Here is a 19,149-nt window from a genome sequence, read left to right as displayed (position 1 = left end):
GAAGCAGGCTTCGCCGGGTTTTCGTTCGTCCGTCCGTCGGTCGATCGCACCGAATCGTCACTTGTGCGCGGGCAACCCCGTTTCCGACTGCCGCTCGAGTTGCCGCACCTGCTCCTGCAGATCACGCAACTGCACCTGCGCGGCCCGCTTCTCGATCTGCAGCGCCCGCGTCTGCTCCTGCGCCGCCTTCTGCCGCTGCGCCACTGCGGCCTGCTGGCCGCGCGCGACGTTCAGATCGGCCTGCAGTTGCTGCGCGCGATTCGCCTGCAGCGCGATCACGCGTTCGAGGAACGTCTTCTGCGCCTCGAGTTCGGTGCGACGAATTTCGACGTCCGCGAGCTGCACCGTCTGCTGGACGAAGTTCGCGTACACCATCTCCGCACGGCTTTTCTCCTGCGACCTGATCACGCGCCACAGATGCTTGTCCTGAAACAGCGCGACGTAATACGTCATCTCGCGCGGATCGAACATCAGGCTTGCGCCATAGCTGCCGTTGTAGGTGGTGCGCATCTCGACGATTCGTCCGTCATGCAGCATCTGCGTGAGTTCGCCGACGTTGCCTTGCGCGGTGGCATCCGTGGCGGATGCCGCGGATGCCGGTGCCGCAGTCGCGACATCGCCGCTCAGGCTCGTCACCGCGGGGCGCGTGCCCGCGACCGGCGCGGTCGCGTCGGACCACGCTGCGCCCGCGTGCGCGCAGGCGGCCAGCGCAACGATCCACGTTGCGCATCGTGCAGGGGAAAAATCTCGGAAGACCAACGTCAGACTCCGGCGAACGAATCGGGAGTCGCGATTATCGTTCAAAACGAAACGGCCGCATCTCGAATTTATCGGGATGCGGCCAGCCTTCCTGCGCGGCGATACAAGAGCGGCTTACAGGCGGGTATCGCGAGCCGCTCGCAGGAACGCATCGAGCAGCGGCGTGCAGTCGAGCAACTCGGCGCCGCCAGCACGATGAAACTCCGGGTGCCATTGCACGCCGACGACGAACGGTGCACGCCGGTAGCGAATGCCTTCGATGATCCCGTCACCGGCCGACACGGCCTCGATGTTCAGATCGCGGCCGAGATCGCGGATCGCCTGATGGTGAATCGAGTTCACGATCGCTTCGCTGCGCCCGGGGAACATGCTCGCGAGCGTCGACGAGTCGGGGAAGCGGATGGCGTGGCGATGCTGGTCGTAATGCTCGCTCACGTGCGCATTCGCGGTCGGCACGTCCGTCGCGATGTCCTGGTACAGCGACCCGCCGAACGCGACGTTGATCAGCTGGCAGCCGCGGCACACGCCGAGCACCGGCTTGCCGGACTCGACGAACTCGTGAAACAGCTCGAGCTCGTACATGTCGCGCACGCGGTCGCCTGGCCATTCGGGGCGCGCATCCGACGCCGCGTAGGTTTGCGGCGACACGTCGGCGCCGCCTTGCAGCAGCAGGCCGTCGAGATGCTTCGCGTAGTCGCGCAGGCGGATGTTGCTCGGATGCAGCATGCCCTGGTGACCGACGGTCGGGATCATGAACACGAGCACGTCGCGCGACATCACCCAGTGCGCGATCGATTCCTCGAGATACTGCAGTGTCTTGCCGCGCAGTCCCTTCGCGCCCGGCTCCGGATGGAAGATCCGCGCCGACACGCCGATGCGCAGCGTACGCTGCGTGATCCGCTGGCCGGCGCGATCGAAGATCCGGCGTGCGCGTGCCGCGATGATCCGCCCGAACACCGACCACGGCGTGTCGCTTTGCTTCAGGTATGCCGGCGGCGCGTTCTGCGCGCTGGCGGGCGGCGGACGCGGCGTGTCGAAATCGGGCTGCGCGCCAAAACCGGGTGGCGCGGCACCGGGTTTCGGCGACACTGCACCGCCTTCGGCTGCAGCACCTGTCGTGCCTGCGGCGCCCGGCTCGGACGCCGCGGTGACCGGCGACGCACCGTCCGCCGCGACGACTTGCGCAGGGGCAGCCTGCGTGGCAGACGCCTCCGGCGTGTGCGCCGGCCTGGAACGGGGGGAATCGGTAGAAGCGGAAGAGGTGCCGGGCAGACCGGCCGGGGAAGGCGTGATTTCGCTCATGACGATGGTCTGGTACGTCGCTCGCGCGTGGTGGATTGACGAGGATTCATTATGCTTCAGTGCACGATCGCGCGGTAAACGAGCAACATCCTGTCGATATTGTTGCAACTCGTCGCATCCGCCGCCAGGCGTGTCACCGAACTCATTCGACGATATCGATCGTCGCCCGGGCACACTGGACATCAGTGATATATCACAATAATATTCACGAATCGTCCACGCTACCGATCGCCTGCGCCATGATCGCGCCCTGCCCGGCCACCGCGCCGCCGCCCGCATGAACGCCCTGACCGACGTCCTCCACGACCGGCCCGCCGCATCGGCCGTCAGCCTCGCCGACCGCGCGTACGCGCTGATCCAGCGCGACATCATCACGATGCGCCTGAAGCCCGGCGCCGCGCTCAACGAAGCCGACCTCGTCGCCCGCACCGGCATCGGCCGCACGCCCGTCCATCAGGCCGTCCACCGGCTGGTGCTCGAAGGGCTGCTGTCCGTGATGCCGCGCAAGGGGTTGATGGTGCAGCCGCTGTCGCTCGACGACATCGTCGCGGTGATCGACGTGCGCCGCATCAACGAAGCGCATTGCGTCGAACTCGCCGCCCGCCATGCGACGCCCGACGATCTCGCGCGCATGGCCGCGCTGCTCGACGACGGGCAGGCCTGCGTCGACGCGCACGACGTCGAGGGCATGATGGAGCTCGACCGCGCGTTTCATCAGGCGATCGCCGCGGCGGCACGCAACACCGTGCTCGCGGAGATCCTGCGCGCGCTGCACGAACGCTCGCTGCGCTTCTGGTTCGTCACGCTGTCCGAGCCGCACCACCTGTCCGACGTCCAGCGCGAACACCTCGAATTGTTCGAACGGCTGTCCGCGCGCGATGCCGCCGGCGCGCGCACGGCCGTCGAACGCCATATCGATTCGTTTCGCGCCACTCTTGTCCAACGTCTTCGCCCCTGAACCGCCCATGACCACCTTCACGCCCTTCCCTCCGCTCGCCCAGCTCGCCGCCGACCTCGCCGCCGGCCGGACCACGAGCCGCGCGCTCGTCGACGTCGCGCTCGACCGGATCGCCGATCCGTCCGGCCAGGGTGCCGCCGTCTTCACGGAAGTCGACGCCGACAACGCGCGCGCGGCCGCCGATGCCCACGACCGTCTGCGTGCCGCGGGCACCGTGCTGTCGCCGCTCGCGGGCATCCCCGTGTCGGTCAAGGATCTGTTCGACGTCGCGGGCCAGGTGACGCGCGCCGGCTCGCGCGTGCTCGACGGCGCACCGCCCGCCAGGGCCGACGCGGTCGCCGTCGCGCGGCTCAAGCGCGCGGGCGCGGTGCTGGTCGGCCGCACCAACATGAGCGAGTTCGCGTTCTCGGGGCTCGGCCTGAATCCGCACTTCGGCACGCCGCGCTCACCATACCGCCGCGACGTGCCGGGCGACGCGCGGATTGCCGGCGGCTCGTCGTCCGGCGCCGCCGCGTCCGTCGCCGACGGGATGGCGGCCGTCGCGCTCGGCACCGACACCGGCGGCTCGATCCGCATTCCGGCCGCACTGTGCGGGCTCACGGGCTTCAAGCCGACCGCGAGCCGGATCCCGACGCAAGGCGGCGTGCCGCTGTCGACCACGCTCGACTCGTTCGGCCCGATCGGCCTGACGGTCGCCTGTTGCGCGCTCGTCGACCGCATGCTCGCAGGCCTCGAGCCGCACGTACCGGCCGCGCGGCCGCTCGAAGGCGTGCGGCTCGGCGTGCTGACCAACTATGTGACGGACGGCGTCGATGCCGATGTCGCCGCCGCGCTCGACGCCTCGCTGAAGCACCTCGAAGCCGCCGGCGCGATCGTCACGGAAGTGCGCTTTTCCGCGCTCGACCGGTTGCCGGACATCAACCGCTTCGGCTTCTCGCCGATCGAGGCATACGCGTGGCATCGCCCGCTGCTCGCGCAGCACCGCGACCAATACGACCCGCGCGTGCTTTCGCGGATCCTGAAGGGCGAGCCGGCGAGCGCGGCCGACTATCTCGACCTGCTCGCCGCCCGCCAGGCGATGCTGGAGGAAGCGGCGCACACGGTCTGGTCGCGCTTCGACGCGCTCGTCGCGCCGACGGTGCCCGTCGTGCCGCCGCGCATCGCCGAACTCGAAGCGGACGACGATGCTTTTACGCGCACCAACGCGCTGATCCTTCGCAACCCGAGCGCGTTCAACTTCCTCGACGCCTGCGCGCTGTCGCTGCCGTGCCATCCGCGCGACACGGCACCGGTCGGCCTGATGCTCGCGGCCGCGCCGCATCGCGACGACGCGCTGCTCGCGATCGGCCAGGCGGTCGAAGCCGTGCTGAACACGATCCGGTGACCGCACGGGCGCAATGACGGCAGAAGGTGCCCCGGACGAAGTGGCTGCGGCGGGGTGCCGCATGTGCGCTGTCAGTTTCGTGCCAGATCGTTCGCGCTAAAATCGCGCGATTGTTTATCGGACCGACCAACGACAGGAATCCCGCCGACATGAACGACTCCACGCTCGCACTCCGCCGTGAACGCCGCCTGCTGATGCTGCTCGGATGGGTGTGCATCGCCCTGCTGGCCGGCGCGCTTTATCTGCAGTACGTGAAGAACGAAGATCCGTGCCCGCTGTGCATCATCCAGCGCTACTTCTTCGCGGCGATCGGGATCTTCGCGTTCCTGGCGGCCGGGATGCGCAACTGGCGCGGCATCTGGGTGCTCGAGCTGCTGATCGCGATCGCCGCGGCCGGCGGCGTCGGCACCGCCGCGCGGCACCTTTCGATCCAGATGAATCCGGGCTTCAGCTGCGGCTTCGACACGTTGCAACCGATCGTCGACAGCCTGCCGCCCGCCCAGTGGTTCCCCGGCATGTTCAAGGTCGCCGGCCTGTGCGAGACCGTCTACCCGCCGATCTTCGGCATCCTGCTGCCCGGCTGGGCGCTGATCGGCTTCGCCGCGATCCTGATTCCCGTCGCCTCGAGCCTCTGGCGCCATCGCCGCAAGCTGGCAGGCTGACCGGACGCGCCACGTTCCGGCCGACCGGTCGAGGCCGCGCAGGCGCTTCGCGCTGCTCACCCGGCTGCACCGGCGCAGCCCCACGCGGCCGCACATGCCGGCCGCGCGTAAACACCTACCCCGCCGCAACCCGGATTTCAGGGCGAACGCACCTCACGCGACAGCCGCGCGCACGCCCCGCCGCGCATGCGTTTCGGCCCGATGCCCGTGCATCGGCGCCCCGATCCCGCACGGCGGGCCTATGATCGACATGATCGCCGTCTGATAGCCCGGATCACCGCCCGGCAATGTTTCCGCCGCCTTGCGGTGCTATCTTCGCGACTGGATGGCGATCTACGTGCGCGAGGCCAGTTGCCTCACCTCCTGCGTAACGCGCGCCCGATCCGCAATGTCGACTGGATTCATCATGACAACGCAAACCATCCGCATCCGTCACCCTCATGGCGTCCGCACGTCCCGCGACGTCGTTCGCGCGCGCCTTCGGCGCACGGCCACCGCACCGAATTCGCAGTCGGGCAGCCGGCCCGCGTCGCTTTCGTCCGCCCTCGTTGCCGCGGCGCCCGCCACCCCGCGCCGCGCGTCGCGCCGCGTCGTCCCGACCGGAGCGTGCTGATGGAAGCCTGGCTCGGCGATCTGCAGCAGTTGCTCGCGCACGGCGAAGCGGCCGTGCTGGTGACGGTGGCGCACACCGACGGCTCCGCGCCGCGCGAGGCCGGCACCAAGATGCTCGTCACGCGCGACACGGCCCGCCATACGATCGGCGGCGGTCATCTGGAATGGAAGGCGATCGAGATCGCGCGGCACCTGCTGAAGGACGGCGCGCACGTGCCCCACGCGCGCCGGCTCGAACGGCTCGCGCTCGGCCCGAGCCTCGGCCAGTGCTGCGGCGGCGCGGTCGTGCTCGCGTTCGAGCGGCTCGACGTCGGCGACCTCGGCTGGATCATGTCGCTCGCCAAGCGCGTCGCGGCGGGCGCCGCAACCGTGCGTAGCGTATCATTCGGCCCCTCGCCGGGCGCGCCGCTGCTGAGCGAGCCCGAATCGCCCGCGGCGCGCGCCGATTGCCTGCTGTGGGAAACCGGTGGCGTGTCGCTGATGACCGAAACGATCGCGCCGTATGCGTTCCCCGTCGTGCTGTTCGGCGCGGGACACATCGGCACCGCGCTCGTGAAGGTGCTGGCGACGCTGCCGTGCCACGTGCACTGGATCGACGGGCCCGACGCGGTGTTCCCGCCGGCCGACGCACTCGCCGGGATCGGCAATCTCGCGATCGACGCGGTGGCCAGCCCGGCCGATGCCGTCGATACGGCGCCGCCGCATGCGTACTTCGTCGTGATGACGCACGACCACGCACTCGATTTCGTGCTGGCCGAGCGCATCCTGCGGCGCGGCGACTATGCATACTTCGGGATGACCGGCTCGCGCACCAAGCGCGTGCAGTTCGATCATCGGCTGGCGGCGATCGGCATCGACCCGGCCCAGGTCGCGCGGATGCGCTGCCCGATCGGCGTCGAAGGCATCATCGACAAGGCGCCCGAAGTGATCGCGATCTCGGTGGCCGCGCAATTGCTGCAGGCCGTCGAGGCGAACGCGCCCGCACTGGCTTCCCCTACATTCTGACCGACCAAGAACAACGCCATGACCCCGACCTTCAAGGACAAGATTGCCCGCGCCCCGAAAGCGGAGCTGCACATCCATATCGAAGGCTCGCTCGAGCCCGAACTGATTTTCGCGCTCGCGCAGCGCAACGGCGTGAAGCTCGCGTACGAGTCGATCGACGCGCTGCGCGCCGCGTATGCGTTCACCGACCTGCAATCGTTCCTCGACATCTATTACGCCGGCGCGAGCGTGCTGCTGACCGAGCAGGATTTCTACGACATGACGGCCGCATACTGCGAACGCGCACTCGCCGACAACGTCGTCCACACCGAGCTGTTCTTCGACCCGCAGACGCACACCGAACGCGGCGTGCCGATCGAGACGGTCGTTGCCGGCATCGACCGCGCGCTCGCCGATGCCGAGCAGCGCGGGCTGTCGAGCAAGCTGATCCTGTGCTTCCTGCGCCACCTGTCCGAAGACGATGCGCTCGCGACGTTCGAATCCGCGTTGCCGCTGTTCGAACGCTATCGCCACCGGCTGATCGGCGTCGGTCTCGATTCGTCCGAGCTCGGCCATCCGCCGACGAAGTTCGCGCGCGTGTTCGAGAAGGCGCGTGCGCTCGGGCTGAAGCTCGTCGCACATGCGGGCGAGGAAGGCCCGCCCGCCTACATCTACGAAGCGCTCGACGTGCTGAAGGTCGACCGGATCGACCACGGCGTGCGCAGCATCGAGGACGCGGCGCTCGTCGAACGCCTCGCGCGCACGCGCACGGCGCTGACCGTGTGCCCGCTGTCGAACCTGAAGCTGTGCGTGTTCGACGACATGGCGAAGCACACGCTGAAGGCGCTGCTCGATCGCGGCGTCGCGGTGACGATCAACTCCGACGATCCGGCCTATTTCGGCGGCTACGTGAACGACAACTACTTCGCGACGGTTGACGGGCTGCAGCTGACGGACGCCGAAGTGCACACCGTGATCCGCAACGGCTTCGAGGCGTCGTTCGTCGACGCCGCGCAGCGCGATGCGCTGATCGCGCGTCTCGATTCGTACTGGCAGGCCGCGTGACGGCTGGCATCGAGGTTCGCTAGACAGATGAAACACATCGACGGCATCCGCTTCGTGGCGACCGGTTTGGCCCTGCGCCACGTCGGCCGCGTGCGTGCACCGCGCACGCACGCGCGCGTCGCGCCAGTCGCCCGCGTGGCGACGGCGTTGTGCGGCGTCGCGCGCCGAAGCCTGTCGTTGCGGCTCGTCATGCAGCTCGCCGCCGCGCCGGTCGCTAATGCCACCGCGATCGCCTTCCGCCGCGCCCCGGCCTTCGCGCTTCGCCGCATCGCGCATGCCCGAGCAGCGCCCGCCATGCCGTCGCCCGCGCGGCGCCGACCGTTTTCTTCTGTTCGCCTTACCTTGATGCAGGACCATTCGTCATGACGCAAACCGCTTTCCGTTCCCAACTGCTCACCTTCAACGGCGACCCGGCGCAGTCGAGCCAGGCCGCGAACCACGAGACCGACGGTCTCCTGATCGTCGACGACGGCAAGGTCGTCGCGGCCGGCCCGTATGCGCAGCTCGCCGCGACGCTCGCGCGCGACGCGGTCGTCCACGACCTGCGCGACAAGCTGATCGTGCCCGGCTTCATCGACACGCACATCCACTATCCGCAGACGGACATGATCGCGTCGCCGGCGCCCGGCCTGCTGCCTTGGCTCGACAAGTACACGTTCCCGACCGAGCGCCAGTTCGGCGATCCGGAACATGCGCGCGAAGTCGCCGACTTCTTCGTCGACGAACTGCTCGCCTGCGGCACGACGAGCGCGCTCGTCTACTGCACCGTGCACAAGCAATCGGCCGACGCGCTGTTCGCGGCGAGCGACGCGCGCGACCTGCGGATGATCGCGGGCAAGGTGCTGATGGACCGCAACTGCCCCGAGTTCCTGCGCGACACCGCGCAATCGGGCTATGACGACAGCGCCGAGCTGATCGGCCGCTGGCACGGCAAGGGCCGCCAGATGTATGCGCTCACGCCGCGCTTCGCGCCGACGTCGACCGAGGCGCAGCTCGAGGCATGCGGCGAACTCGCGCGCCGCCATCCGGACGTGTTCGTGCAGAGTCACGTCGCGGAAAACGTCGATGAAGTGAAATGGGTGGCCGAGCTGTTCCCCGGCCACCGCAGTTATCTCGACATCTACGACCGTTACGGGCTGCTGCGCCCGCGCGCGGTGTACGGCCACTGCATCCACCTCGACGACGAGGACCGCCGCCGGATGGCCGAGACGCGCACCGTCGTCGCGCACTGCCCGACGTCGAACTTCTTCCTCGGCAGCGGGTTGTTCGACTTCGACAAGGCCGGCGAATTCGACGTGCCCGTCACGCTCGCCACCGACGTCGGCGGCGGCACGTCGTTCTCGATGCTGCAGACGATGAACGAGGCGCACAAGGTCGCGCGGCTGTCGGGCCACCACCTGACGGCGACGCGGATGTTCTGGCTCGCGACGGCCGGCGCCGCCCAGGCGCTCGATCTCGCCGATACGGTCGGCACGCTCGCGCCGTGCACCGAGGCCGATTTCGTCGTGCTCGACCCGCAGGCCACGCCGCTGCTCGCACGCCGCACGAAACGCGCGGAGTCGCTGGAAGAACTGCTGTTCGCGTTCGCGCTGCTCGGCGACGACCGTGCGGTGTACCGCACCTATGCGGCCGGCCAACTCGTGCACGAGCGCGGTGCCGCGCGCCGCACCGCCGCCGCGTAACTGACGCGCGCTTGCCCATGCCTGCCCCGGCGTGCGTCGCGAGGCAGGCCGGAGCAACCGGATTCGCACCGCGCGCGCCGCACGCCGTGCTAGAATTCGCCGCTCATTGGGGAGTAGCCGCTCCGCTCGATGTCCCGCGCCACCGGCGCGCATCGTGACGGAGGCGTCCGTCAACAGACTTGGCCTTTCGGCCATGGCGGACGCAGCCACCAAGGCCTGGCGAGACCGATGGTTCACTGCGCGCCGCATCAGGGCCCGGCGCGCGGCGGATCGTCGCTCGCACGCACAACATCGGCCCGTGGAACCCCATACGTGTCTCAAGCCTTCCTGATCTCCACCGGCGCCGTCGCCCTCGCTGAAATCGGCGACAAGACCCAACTGCTGTCTCTCGTGCTGGCCGCGCGCTACCGCAAGCCCGTGCCGATCATTCTTGGCGTGCTCGTCGCGACGCTCGTGAACCACGGTTTCGCCGGTGCGCTCGGCGAATGGCTCGGCGCGCTCGTCACGCCATCGATCATGCGCTGGGCGCTCGCGTTCTCGTTCATCGCGATGGGGCTGTGGATCCTCGTGCCGGACAAGCTCGATGCGGACGAAGCCAATGCCAACCGCTCGCGGCTCGGCGTGTTCGGCGCGACGCTCGTCGCGTTCTTCCTCGCGGAAATGGGTGACAAGACGCAGATCGCGACCGTCGCGCTCGCCGCGCGCTTCCAGGATTACATCGGCGTGGTGGCCGGCACGACCTTCGGGATGATGCTGGCGAACGTGCCCGCGATCCTGCTGGGCGACCGTTTCGCGCACCGCCTGCCGACGAAGCTCGTGCATGGCATCGCGGCCGTGCTGTTCGTCGTGCTCGGCGCGCTGGCGCTGCTGGGCGTCGGGGCCTGACGCACGCAGCAAGTGGCGCGACCGGGCGGCCGCGCCGGTGTCGATACCGCGCTACTTCGCGACCGCCGCGCCCGATGCCGGCACGGCCGGCACCGCACGCTCGTTGGCGGCCGGTGCGGCCGGCCCGCCGCGCTTGTCGACCGGCAGCCGCACCGTGCGGATCGCACCGTTCGCCAACGGGAAATCGGTGAGCGCGCTGCGCGCGAGGAACGGCATCGCATACAGCAGCGCCCCGTTGTCGCCGGTGGTGCGCGCGGTCACGTTATAGACCTCCTTGCCGGTCGCGCGCTCGGTGATCCGGATGCCGAGCGTGTAGTCGAAGACCTGGTAGGTCTGCGCGACGTAGCCTGCCGGCATCGGCCCCCAGGGCCCCCACGGGCCCCACGGCCCGCCCCGCCAGTACGGCCCCGGCCCCATCAACCACGGGTCGTAGTAAACCGGTTGCGGCACCGTCACCAGATCGCTGCCGACCCCGTAGGCCAGCCCGACCAGATAGCGGGCCTGCGCGGCCGGCACCTGCCTGAATGCATACGCGGACAGTTCGTTCGCGACGATCGGCTCGTAGGTCGACTGCTCGATGCTGTGCTTCTGCGCATCCGTGCGTGTGAAGGCATAAGTGCGTGTCGCGTCGCTGCCGCTCCAGTCGGAGAATGCCGTGACCTGCGTCGTCACGTAGCTGGTGCAGCCCGTCAGCAGCGTCACGCACAGCACCGCCGCCCAGCCCGCACCGCGAAAAATCCAATCGTGTTTCATGTCGATCCTCGTCGATCCGTCACCCGTGCGTCGCAACGCGCGAACTGCACGGGATGCCGATAATACGCGGACTCCCGGAACCGGTAAAAAGTTCGCCCGGCACGCAGCCGCCAGCCTTTGTACAATGACCCGGTTCGCCCGGCCCGCGTCGCGGGCCCGATCCCCATTCCACCGATCTCGACGACCATGTCCGACAACGCCTCTTCCACCGTGATCCGCCGCGCCGACTACACGCCGCCGGCCTTCCTCATCGATTCCGTCGCGCTCGAATTCGATCTCGCGCCGGCCCGCACGATCGTCAGGAATACGATGCGCGTGCGCCGCAATCCGGACGCGGCGCCCACCCCGCATCTGGAGCTGCTGGGCGAAGCGCTCGAATTCCTCGGCGCGCAGCTCGATGGCGCGCCGTACGGCGCGGTGCGCGCGCACGAGCACGGGCTGACCGTCGAAAACGTGCCTGATGCGTTCGAGCTCACGCTCGACAGCGCGTGCGCGCCGGACCAGAACACGACGCTGTCCGGCCTGTACGTGTCGAGCGGCAACTTCTTCACGCAGTGCGAGGCCGAAGGCTTTCGCCGCATCACCTACTTCCTCGACCGCCCCGACGTGATGGCCTCGTATACGGTCACGCTGCGCGCCGACAAGACGGCGTATCCGGTGCTGCTGTCGAACGGCAATCTCGTCGACTCGGGCGAGCTGCCCGACGGCCGCCACTTCGCGAAATGGGAAGACCCGTTCCGCAAGCCGAGCTATCTGTTCGCGCTGGTCGCGGGCAAGCTCGTCGCGATCGAGGAGAAGATCACAACCGGCTCGGGCAAGGAAAAACTGCTGCAGGTGTGGGTCGAGCCGGCTGACCTCGACAAGACCCGTCATGCGATGGATTCGCTGATCCACTCGATCCGCTGGGACGAAAAGCGCTTCGGCCTCGAGCTCGATCTCGACCGCTTCATGATCGTCGCGGTCGGCGACTTCAACATGGGCGCAATGGAGAACAAGGGGCTCAACATCTTCAACACGAAGTACGTGCTGGCGAACCCCGAGACCGCGACCGACACCGACTTCGCGAACATCGAATCGGTGGTCGGCCACGAGTATTTCCACAACTGGACCGGCAACCGCGTGACCTGCCGAGACTGGTTCCAGCTGAGCCTGAAGGAAGGGCTGACGGTGTTCCGCGACCAGGAATTCTCGGCCGACATGGCCGCGGGCGACGACGTCGCATCCGCGGCCCGCGCGGTCAAGCGCATCGAGGACGTGCGCGTGCTGCGTCAGCTGCAGTTCGCCGAGGACGCGGGCCCGATGGCGCACCCGGTGCGCCCGGAAAGCTACGTCGAGATCAACAACTTCTACACGATGACCGTCTACGAGAAAGGCTCGGAAGTCGTGCGGATGTACCAGACGCTGTTCGGCCGCGACGGCTTCCGCAAGGGGATGGACCTGTACTTCAAGCGCCACGACGGTCATGCCGTGACGTGCGACGACTTCCGTCACGCGATGGCCGACGCGAACGGGCGCGACCTCGCGCAGTTCGAGCGCTGGTACAGCCAGGCCGGCACGCCGCGCGTGTCGGTGAAGGCCGCCTACGACCCGGCCACGCGCCGTTACACGCTCACGCTCGCGCAGGGCTACGGCGATGCGTCGCCGGCCGCGCGCGAAACGCAGCAAGGGCCGCTCCTGATCCCGTTCGCGATCGGCCTGATCGGCCGCGACGGCCGCGACCTGCCGCTGCGTCTCGACGGCGAAGCCACGGCGGCAGGCACGACGCGCGTGCTCGACTTCACCGATACCGAGCAGACCTTCACGTTCGTCGACGTGCCGGAACAACCGCTGCCGTCGCTGCTGCGCAATTTCTCGGCACCGGTGATCGTCGAGTACGACTACAGCGACGACGACCTCGCATTCCTGCTCGCGCACGACAGCGACCCGTTCAACCGCTGGGAGGCCGGCCAGCGCCTCGCGACGCGTGCGCTGCTGACGCTCGCCGCGCGTGCCGCCGCAAAAGAGCCGCTCACGCTCGGCGAGAATTTCGTCGCCGCGTTCCGCCGCGTGCTGACCGATGAAAACCTGTCGCCCGCGTTCCGCGAACTCGCGCTGACGCTGCCGTCGGAAACCTATCTGGCCGACCAGATGGCGGAAGCCGATCCGGCCGCCGTGCACCGCGCGCGCCAGTTCGTGCGCCGCCAGCTCGCGACCGCGCTGCGCGCCGAGTGGCTCGCCGCGTACGCGCAGCACGAGACGCCGGGCGCGTACGAGCCGACGCCCGACGCATCCGGCCGCCGCGCGCTGAAGAACCTCGCGCTCGCGTATCTCGCCGAACTCGAGGATCCGGCCGACGCCGTGCGCATCGCGACCGCGCAGTACGACGCGGCGAACAACATGACCGATCGTGCCGCCGCGCTCGGCGCGCTGCTGTCCGCTGCGGCATCGGGCGCGAACGACGCGGCCGCGCGCGCGCTCGACGACTTCTACCGTCGCTTCGAGAAGGAAGCGCTCGTGATCGACAAGTGGTTCGCGATGCAGGCCGCGCAGCGCGGCACGGCCGCGCAGCCGACGCTCGCGAAGGTCCGCACGCTGATGGCCCACCCGGCGTTCAACCTGAAGAACCCGAACCGCGCACGCTCGCTGATCTTCAGCTTCTGCGCGGCGAATCCGGCGCAATTCCACGCGGCGGACGGCTCGGGCTACGCGTTCTGGGCCGAACAGGTGCTCGCGCTCGACGCGATCAACCCGCAGGTCGCCGCGCGCCTCGCCCGCTCGCTGGAACTGTGGCGCCGCTTCACGCCGGCGCTGCGCGACCGGATGCGCGATGCGCTCGAGCAGGTCGCCGCCGGCGCGAAATCGCGCGACGTGCGCGAGATCGTCGAAAAGGCACTTGCGTAACGTCACGCACGCGATTCGGCTCGCGTGCGACGAAGCCGGCGCCGCCCCGTTGCGGCGCCGGCTTTTTTGTCGTCTGAAGGTTGACGGGGTCGGAGCCGGACCACGCGTTCGTGGCACCCGGATTTCCCTCCGCTTCCACGCCGATCCGCCGCGTCACGCACGCCTAAACCCGGCCGAGTCAGCCGACCGACCATGTAACCGGACGAAAAAAGGCGGCGGGTCGGGAGGCGCGCCGGGTAAAATTGCGGCAATTCAAGGATTCTTTGGCCTTTCGGAGTCTGTCATGTCCATTGCCCGCCGCACCACGCTGTCCAAGTTCCTGATCGAGCAGCAGCGTGAGACCAACAACCTCCCCGCCGACCTCCGCCTGCTGATCGAAGTTGTCGCCCGCGCGTGCAAGGCGATCAGCTACAACGTGTCGAAGGGCGCGCTCGGCGATGCACTCGGTACCGCCGGCAGCGAGAACGTCCAGGGCGAAGTGCAGAAGAAGCTCGACATCCTGTCGAACGAAATCCTGCTCGACGCGAACGAATGGGGCGGCAACCTCGCCGCGATGGCGTCGGAAGAAATGGAAACGTTCTTCCCGATCCCCGCGAACTACCCGCGCGGCGAATACCTGCTCGTGTTCGACCCGCTCGACGGCTCGTCGAACATCGACGTGAACGTGTCGATCGGCACGATCTTCTCGGTGCTGCGTTGCCCGGACGGCAAGCAGGCCACCGAGGAATCGTTCCTGCAGCCGGGCACGGAGCAGGTCGCGGCCGGCTACGCGGTGTATGGCCCGCAATCGGTGTTCGTGCTGACGACCGGCAACGGCGTGAACTGCTTCACGCTCGACCGCGAAGTCGGCTCGTGGGTGCTCACGCAAAGCAACATGCAGATCCCGGCCGATACGCGCGAATACGCGATCAACGCATCGAACGCACGCCACTGGTACGAACCGGTTCAGCGCTACGTCAGCGAGCTGAACGCCGGCAAGGAAGGCCCGCGCGGCGACAACTTCAACATGCGCTGGATCGCGTCGATGGTGGCCGACGTGCACCGGATCCTGAACCGCGGCGGCATCTTCATGTACCCGGCCGACAAGCGCACGCCCGATCGTCCGGGCAAGCTGCGCCTGATGTACGAAGCGAACCCGATGTCGTTCATCGTCGAACAGGCCGGCGGCGCCGCGACGACCGGCACGCAGCGCATCATGGAAGTGCAGCCGACCGGACTGCACCAGCGCGTCCCGGTGTTCCTCGGTTCGAAGAACGAAGTCGAGCGCGTGACCCGCTATCACACCGAAGGCGAAGGCAAATAAATTTGCACTGCAGCACTAGACGGAGGTGCGAGACGCCAGTACAATCGCGCCTTCGCGATGTGGCCCTGACAGGCTGCATCGCAGTGAAGTGAAAGCGGGAAGTCCGCCGGATCGATGGTTTCGCGAAACAGCAGCAGCAAGCTGAAAAAATTTCGCAAAACCTATTGCCAAGATCTCGGATTTGACCATATAATTTCATTTCTCTGCTGCCGGTGTAGCTCAGTTGGTAGAGCAGCGCATTCGTAATGCGAAGGTCGTAGGTTCGACTCCTATCTCCGGCACCAAGATATAAAGGCCTGATAAGCATCGCTTATCAGGCCTTTTCTCTTTTACGGCCACGATTTCCGATACACGAAGTCCTGCACCACCCGCCGCATCATTTCCGCTTGCGGGCATCCCCCGACTCCCGCACCGCGCGCCGCCGATTACAATCGCCGGATCACCTGGCCCTCCCCCCCCTCCGCATCATGCGCATCTGGCGCCTCGAGCGACCGAACCTCGGCGGGCAACTGGACGTGTCCCGCGCAACCGGTCTCGTTACCGTGATCGGCGGCAGCGAGCCGAATGCGTTCGCCGCGGAAATCCTGAAGCTGTTCGACGATGCGCTGTCCGTCACGCAGTGCACGATCTTCGCGTACGAATTCGGCAACCGTCCACGCACCATCTCGGTCGCCGATCATCGCGGCGGCCGCTACCTGCGTGACGTCGCCGACACCTACGCGCGGCATTTCTATGCACTGGACGGCAACCAGAAGATCGTCTCGGCCGCCGGTCGCGGCACGCACCGCCACGACGTGGTGCTGCATCAGCAGGCCGGCGACGAGATCTGCCACGACGCATATCGCGCAGCCTGCTACCGCGGCCCCGACGTGTCCGATCGCGTCGCGTTGCTGATGCAGCCGAACGACTCGACCTGGCTGTCGATCAACTTGTATCGCGCGCGTCGCAGCGGCGCGTTCCAGCCACGCGAGATCGCGGCCATCGAAACGCTCGCACCGCTGATCGCGCAGGCCGCGCGGCATCACTATGCGCTCGCCGGCGCGGCGCAGATCGGCATCCCGCAACTGATGCTCGCGCGGCTGCGCGGCGCATGCCCGGCACTGTCCAAGCGCGAACTCGATGTGCTGCGCGGCGTGCTCGAAGGCCAGACCGCGCAGGAGATCGGTGAGACGATCGGCGTGAAGGCCTCCAGCGTCGTCACCTACCAGAAACGCGCGTACCGTCGCCTCGGCATCTCGAGCCAGCGCCAGCTGTTCGCGCTGTGCCTGCAGCCCTGAACGTCGACTGCCGATCCTGAGCGCGTCGGGGTAAGTCCCGACCCGCCGCCGGCCGAGCGCTGTACCCGGAATGGGGACAGCGGTGTTCGGTACGGCTTCCATACTGCATCCAGCCTGCCGCACGCATCGCGTCGTCGAGCGTGCGCATTCAAACAGTGCAACCTGGAAGCCAACGATGGGCATCGAATTCAAGCCATATCCGTTCGTCGCCGCGCGCCATCCCGCGCACCTGCCGACCTGCAGCGACGGCGTCGACATGCAGCGGCACCGCGTCGCGATCGTCGGCGGCGGGCCGGTCGGCCTCGCGGTCGCGCTCGGCCTCGCCAATCACGGCATCCGCAGCGTGCTGCTCGAAGCCGACGATTCGGTCTGTCACGGCAGCCGCGCCATCTGCATCTCGCGACGCAGCCTCGAGATCATCGAGCGGCTCGGCGCACTCGACGGTTTCCTCAGCGTCGGACTGCCGTGGAGCGGCGGACGCAGCTTCCATCGTCACGAAGAAGTGCTGCATTTCACGATGCCGCAGGACGAAAACCAGAAGCTGCCGCCGATGGTGAACCTCGCGCAGTATCACATCGAGCAGTTCCTCCTCGATGCCGCGCTGCGCCGCCCCGAGCTGATCGAAATCCGCTGGCAGACGAAGGTCGCCGGCGTCACGCGGCGCCCGGACGGCGTGCGTCTCGACGTCGATACGCCACTCGGCGGCTACGCACTCGATGCCGACTGGGCCGTGGCGAGCGACGGCGGGCGCAGCACGATGCGCGATGCGCTCGGCCTGTCGCTCCAGGGCACCAGCTACGAAGGCCGTTACGTGATCGTCGACATCGCGCTCGACAGCGATCGGCCGACCGAGCGACTCGCCTACTTCGACCCGGCGTCGAACCCAGGCTCGACCGTACTCGTCCACAAACAGCCCGACAACGTGTGGCGGATCGACTACCAGCTGCGCGACGATGAGGATCCCGAAGCGGCTGTCAAACCCGAAAACGTGATCCCGCGTGTGCAGAGCCTGCTCGACATGATGGGTGAGCGCGGAGACTGGTCGCCGATCTGGATCACGATCTACAAGGCGAACGCGCTGACGCTCGAACGCTACCGGCACGGCCGCGTGCTGTTCTGCGGCGACGCCGCGCACCTCGTGCCGATCTTCGGCGTGCGCGGCGCGAACTCGGGCATCGACGACGCCGACAATGTCGCGTGGAAACTGGCGTACGTGATTCGCGGGCTCGCGTCGGACGCACTGCTCGACAGCTATTCGGACGAGCGCGTGTTCGCGACGCACGAGAACCTGCGCTACGGCACCAAGAGCACCGAGTTCATGGCGCCGCCGTCGTTTGCGTTCGACCTGATGCGCAAGGCCGTGCTGACGCTCGCGGTCCGGCATCCGGCGTTGCGTTCGCTGATCAATCCGCGTCAGACATCGGCCATCGCTTACACGGCGTCGCCGCTCAATGCGGACGAACGCGATGCGTTCTCGGCTGGGCCGGCGCCCGGCATGGTACTCGCCGAATGCCCGCTGATGCTGCAGACGTCGAGCGACATCGGCAACGACAACGGCGCGCGTCGCGGCCACCTGACCGATCTCGTCGGCTCGCGCTTCACCGCGTTCCGCTTTACACGCGACGGTGCGCCCGATCCGTCGTTCGCCGATCTCGAACGACGCCTGCACGACATCGGCATACCGTTCGCGCTCGTCACGCTCGCGCGGCATGCGGCACCGCAACACCCCGGAGGCGGCGGCTACGATGTCGACGGCCGGCTGTTCGACCTGTACGGCGCGCGCGACGGCACCGTCTATCTCGTGCGTCCGGACGGACACGTGCTCGGCCGCTGGCACGATGCGCGCACCACCGACCTGAGCGCCGCACTCGAGCGCGCACTTCACCCGCACACGTCAGCCGATCCTCAGGAGAACGCATGATGACCGACACCGAACGCGACGTCCTTTACACCAACCTGTGCCGCACGATGACCCGCATCGGCGAAACCGACGCGTCGCTCTTTCTCGCCCGCTTCGCGCTGCTGGCGATCGAGGCGATCGGCGACGCGGCAACCATCACCCGCCTGATCGCGGACGCCGGCGACGGCCTGCCCGACACGGGCGCACCGGCGCCGACGCATGGATGATGTGACACATGACGCATCCCTTGCGCGCCACCATCAATTTCTTACAGATTCATTTCGTAGGCAGACGAATCCCCTGGAAAATCCCGATAAGGGTGCATAACATTACTTAACGATTCCGACCCGTCTATCGCGTTACATTGCGTGGGCGGCGCGGCGGGTCGCATGCCGCCTTCATGCAGCTTGCGGCGAAACAGCCGACGTCCGGTCATTTCGACTCAACACTAGGAGAGGATCACCATGACTCATGGCTTGATTATGTGGCTCATCATCGGCGCGATCGCCGGCTGGCTGGCGGGCCTGCTCGTCAAGGGCGGCGGGTTCGGCCTGATCGTCGATATCATCGTCGGGATCGTCGGCGCGGTGATCGGCGGCTGGCTGGCCGGGGTGCTCGGCATCAGCCTCGGCAGCGGCTTCATCGGCTCGGTGATCGTCGCGGTCATCGGCGCCGTGATCCTGCTGTTCGTGATCCGTCTGTTCAGGCGCGCGGCCTGACGATCTTCTCGCGCACCTTCGGGC

At 67.8% G+C, this 19,149-nt stretch carries 17 protein-coding genes, 1 tRNA gene and 1 riboswitch; of the genes, 15 read left to right on the top strand and 3 right to left on the bottom strand.

Annotated elements, in window-relative coordinates:
- Positions 1-57: 57 nt before the first annotated feature.
- Together ACT2FV_RS21725 and ACT2FV_RS21720 are read right to left on the bottom strand one after the other, a co-directional pair.
- Positions 58-759, bottom strand: coding sequence for a DUF2968 domain-containing protein (locus ACT2FV_RS21725; RefSeq protein ID WP_444504767.1), 702 nt, complete (start codon positions 757-759; stop codon positions 58-60).
- Positions 760-873: 114 nt separating this feature from the next.
- A complete protein-coding gene (locus ACT2FV_RS21720; protein ID WP_444504766.1) occupies positions 874-2,061 on the bottom strand; it encodes a gamma-glutamyl-gamma-aminobutyrate hydrolase family protein in 1,188 nt (395 codons plus the stop codon).
- 277 nt (positions 2,062-2,338) lie between these two features.
- On the opposite strand from ACT2FV_RS21720, the gene ACT2FV_RS21715 reads away from it, so the two are divergent.
- The 8 genes from ACT2FV_RS21715 (at position 2,339) to ACT2FV_RS21680 (ending at position 10,293) form a co-directional block, all read left to right on the top strand.
- The gene (locus ACT2FV_RS21715; RefSeq protein WP_059598990.1) at positions 2,339-3,019 is read left to right on the top strand and encodes a GntR family transcriptional regulator; all 681 of its coding nucleotides are present in this window, start codon (positions 2,339-2,341) and stop codon (positions 3,017-3,019) included.
- A 7-nt stretch (positions 3,020-3,026) separates the two neighbouring features.
- Complete coding sequence (locus ACT2FV_RS21710; RefSeq protein ID WP_444504765.1) at positions 3,027-4,403, top strand: amidase; 1,377 nt, start codon at positions 3,027-3,029, stop codon at positions 4,401-4,403.
- 149 nt (positions 4,404-4,552) lie between these two features.
- On the top strand, positions 4,553-5,065 hold the full coding sequence (locus ACT2FV_RS21705; protein WP_059598988.1) for a disulfide bond formation protein B: 513 nt from the start codon (positions 4,553-4,555) through the stop codon (positions 5,063-5,065).
- Positions 5,066-5,677: 612 nt separating this feature from the next.
- Entirely contained in the window at positions 5,678-6,682 is a 1,005-nt protein-coding gene (gene xdhC / locus ACT2FV_RS21700) for a xanthine dehydrogenase accessory protein XdhC (protein ID WP_059598986.1), read from the top strand.
- Between the two features lie 18 nt (positions 6,683-6,700).
- Positions 6,701-7,726: an adenosine deaminase gene (locus tag ACT2FV_RS21695; RefSeq protein ID WP_059598985.1), complete on the top strand. Its 1,026-nt coding sequence runs from the start codon at positions 6,701-6,703 to the stop codon at positions 7,724-7,726.
- 27 nt (positions 7,727-7,753) lie between these two features.
- A complete protein-coding gene (locus ACT2FV_RS21690) occupies positions 7,754-8,092 on the top strand; it encodes a hypothetical protein (protein WP_124904397.1) in 339 nt (112 codons plus the stop codon).
- A complete protein-coding gene (guaD, locus tag ACT2FV_RS21685; RefSeq protein WP_124623462.1) occupies positions 8,089-9,408 on the top strand; it encodes a guanine deaminase in 1,320 nt (439 codons plus the stop codon). The genes ACT2FV_RS21690 and guaD overlap by 4 nt, the downstream gene beginning before the upstream one ends.
- Positions 9,409-9,504: 96 nt before the next feature.
- Positions 9,505-9,643, top strand: a riboswitch (yybP-ykoY riboswitch).
- A gap of 77 nt (positions 9,644-9,720) precedes the next feature.
- Complete coding sequence (locus ACT2FV_RS21680) at positions 9,721-10,293, top strand: TMEM165/GDT1 family protein (RefSeq protein ID WP_059448199.1); 573 nt, start codon at positions 9,721-9,723, stop codon at positions 10,291-10,293.
- Between the two features lie 51 nt (positions 10,294-10,344).
- Here the strand turns inward: ACT2FV_RS21680 and ACT2FV_RS21675 are convergent, their stop codons facing one another.
- Positions 10,345-11,046: a DUF4136 domain-containing protein gene (locus ACT2FV_RS21675; protein ID WP_059598983.1), complete on the bottom strand. Its 702-nt coding sequence runs from the start codon at positions 11,044-11,046 to the stop codon at positions 10,345-10,347.
- Positions 11,047-11,232: 186 nt separating this feature from the next.
- Between ACT2FV_RS21675 and pepN the strand changes: the two genes are divergently transcribed.
- The 7 genes from pepN to ACT2FV_RS21640 all read left to right on the top strand — a co-directional run bounded on the left by pepN (position 11,233) and on the right by ACT2FV_RS21640 (position 19,125).
- The gene (gene pepN, locus ACT2FV_RS21670) at positions 11,233-13,926 is read left to right on the top strand and encodes an aminopeptidase N (RefSeq protein ID WP_444504764.1); all 2,694 of its coding nucleotides are present in this window, start codon (positions 11,233-11,235) and stop codon (positions 13,924-13,926) included.
- A 283-nt stretch (positions 13,927-14,209) separates the two neighbouring features.
- Positions 14,210-15,229, top strand: coding sequence for a class 1 fructose-bisphosphatase (locus ACT2FV_RS21665; protein ID WP_059680758.1), 1,020 nt, complete (start codon positions 14,210-14,212; stop codon positions 15,227-15,229).
- A gap of 208 nt (positions 15,230-15,437) precedes the next feature.
- Positions 15,438-15,513: transfer RNA gene (locus tag ACT2FV_RS21660), tRNA-Thr, on the top strand.
- A gap of 183 nt (positions 15,514-15,696) precedes the next feature.
- Complete coding sequence (locus ACT2FV_RS21655; RefSeq protein WP_059598980.1) at positions 15,697-16,506, top strand: helix-turn-helix transcriptional regulator; 810 nt, start codon at positions 15,697-15,699, stop codon at positions 16,504-16,506.
- A gap of 175 nt (positions 16,507-16,681) precedes the next feature.
- Positions 16,682-18,427, top strand: a complete 1,746-nt coding sequence (locus ACT2FV_RS21650; RefSeq protein ID WP_444504763.1) for an FAD-dependent oxidoreductase — start codon at positions 16,682-16,684, stop codon at positions 18,425-18,427.
- Complete coding sequence (locus ACT2FV_RS21645) at positions 18,424-18,633, top strand: hypothetical protein (protein WP_151051417.1); 210 nt, start codon at positions 18,424-18,426, stop codon at positions 18,631-18,633. Before ACT2FV_RS21650 ends, ACT2FV_RS21645 begins: the two co-directional genes overlap by 4 nt.
- 237 nt (positions 18,634-18,870) lie before the next feature.
- Positions 18,871-19,125 carry a GlsB/YeaQ/YmgE family stress response membrane protein gene (locus ACT2FV_RS21640; RefSeq protein WP_059530096.1) on the top strand — a complete coding sequence of 85 codons (255 nt, stop codon included), beginning with the start codon at positions 18,871-18,873 and terminating at the stop codon, positions 19,123-19,125.
- Positions 19,126-19,149 lie beyond the last annotated feature (24 nt).

Origin of the sequence: Burkholderia sp. PR2, assembly GCF_052372875.1 — a bacterium.
Classification (GTDB): domain Bacteria; phylum Pseudomonadota; class Gammaproteobacteria; order Burkholderiales; family Burkholderiaceae; genus Burkholderia; species Burkholderia diffusa.
Note: the sequence above shows the minus strand (reverse complement) of the source record. Positions and strands in the feature narration are given on the sequence as shown.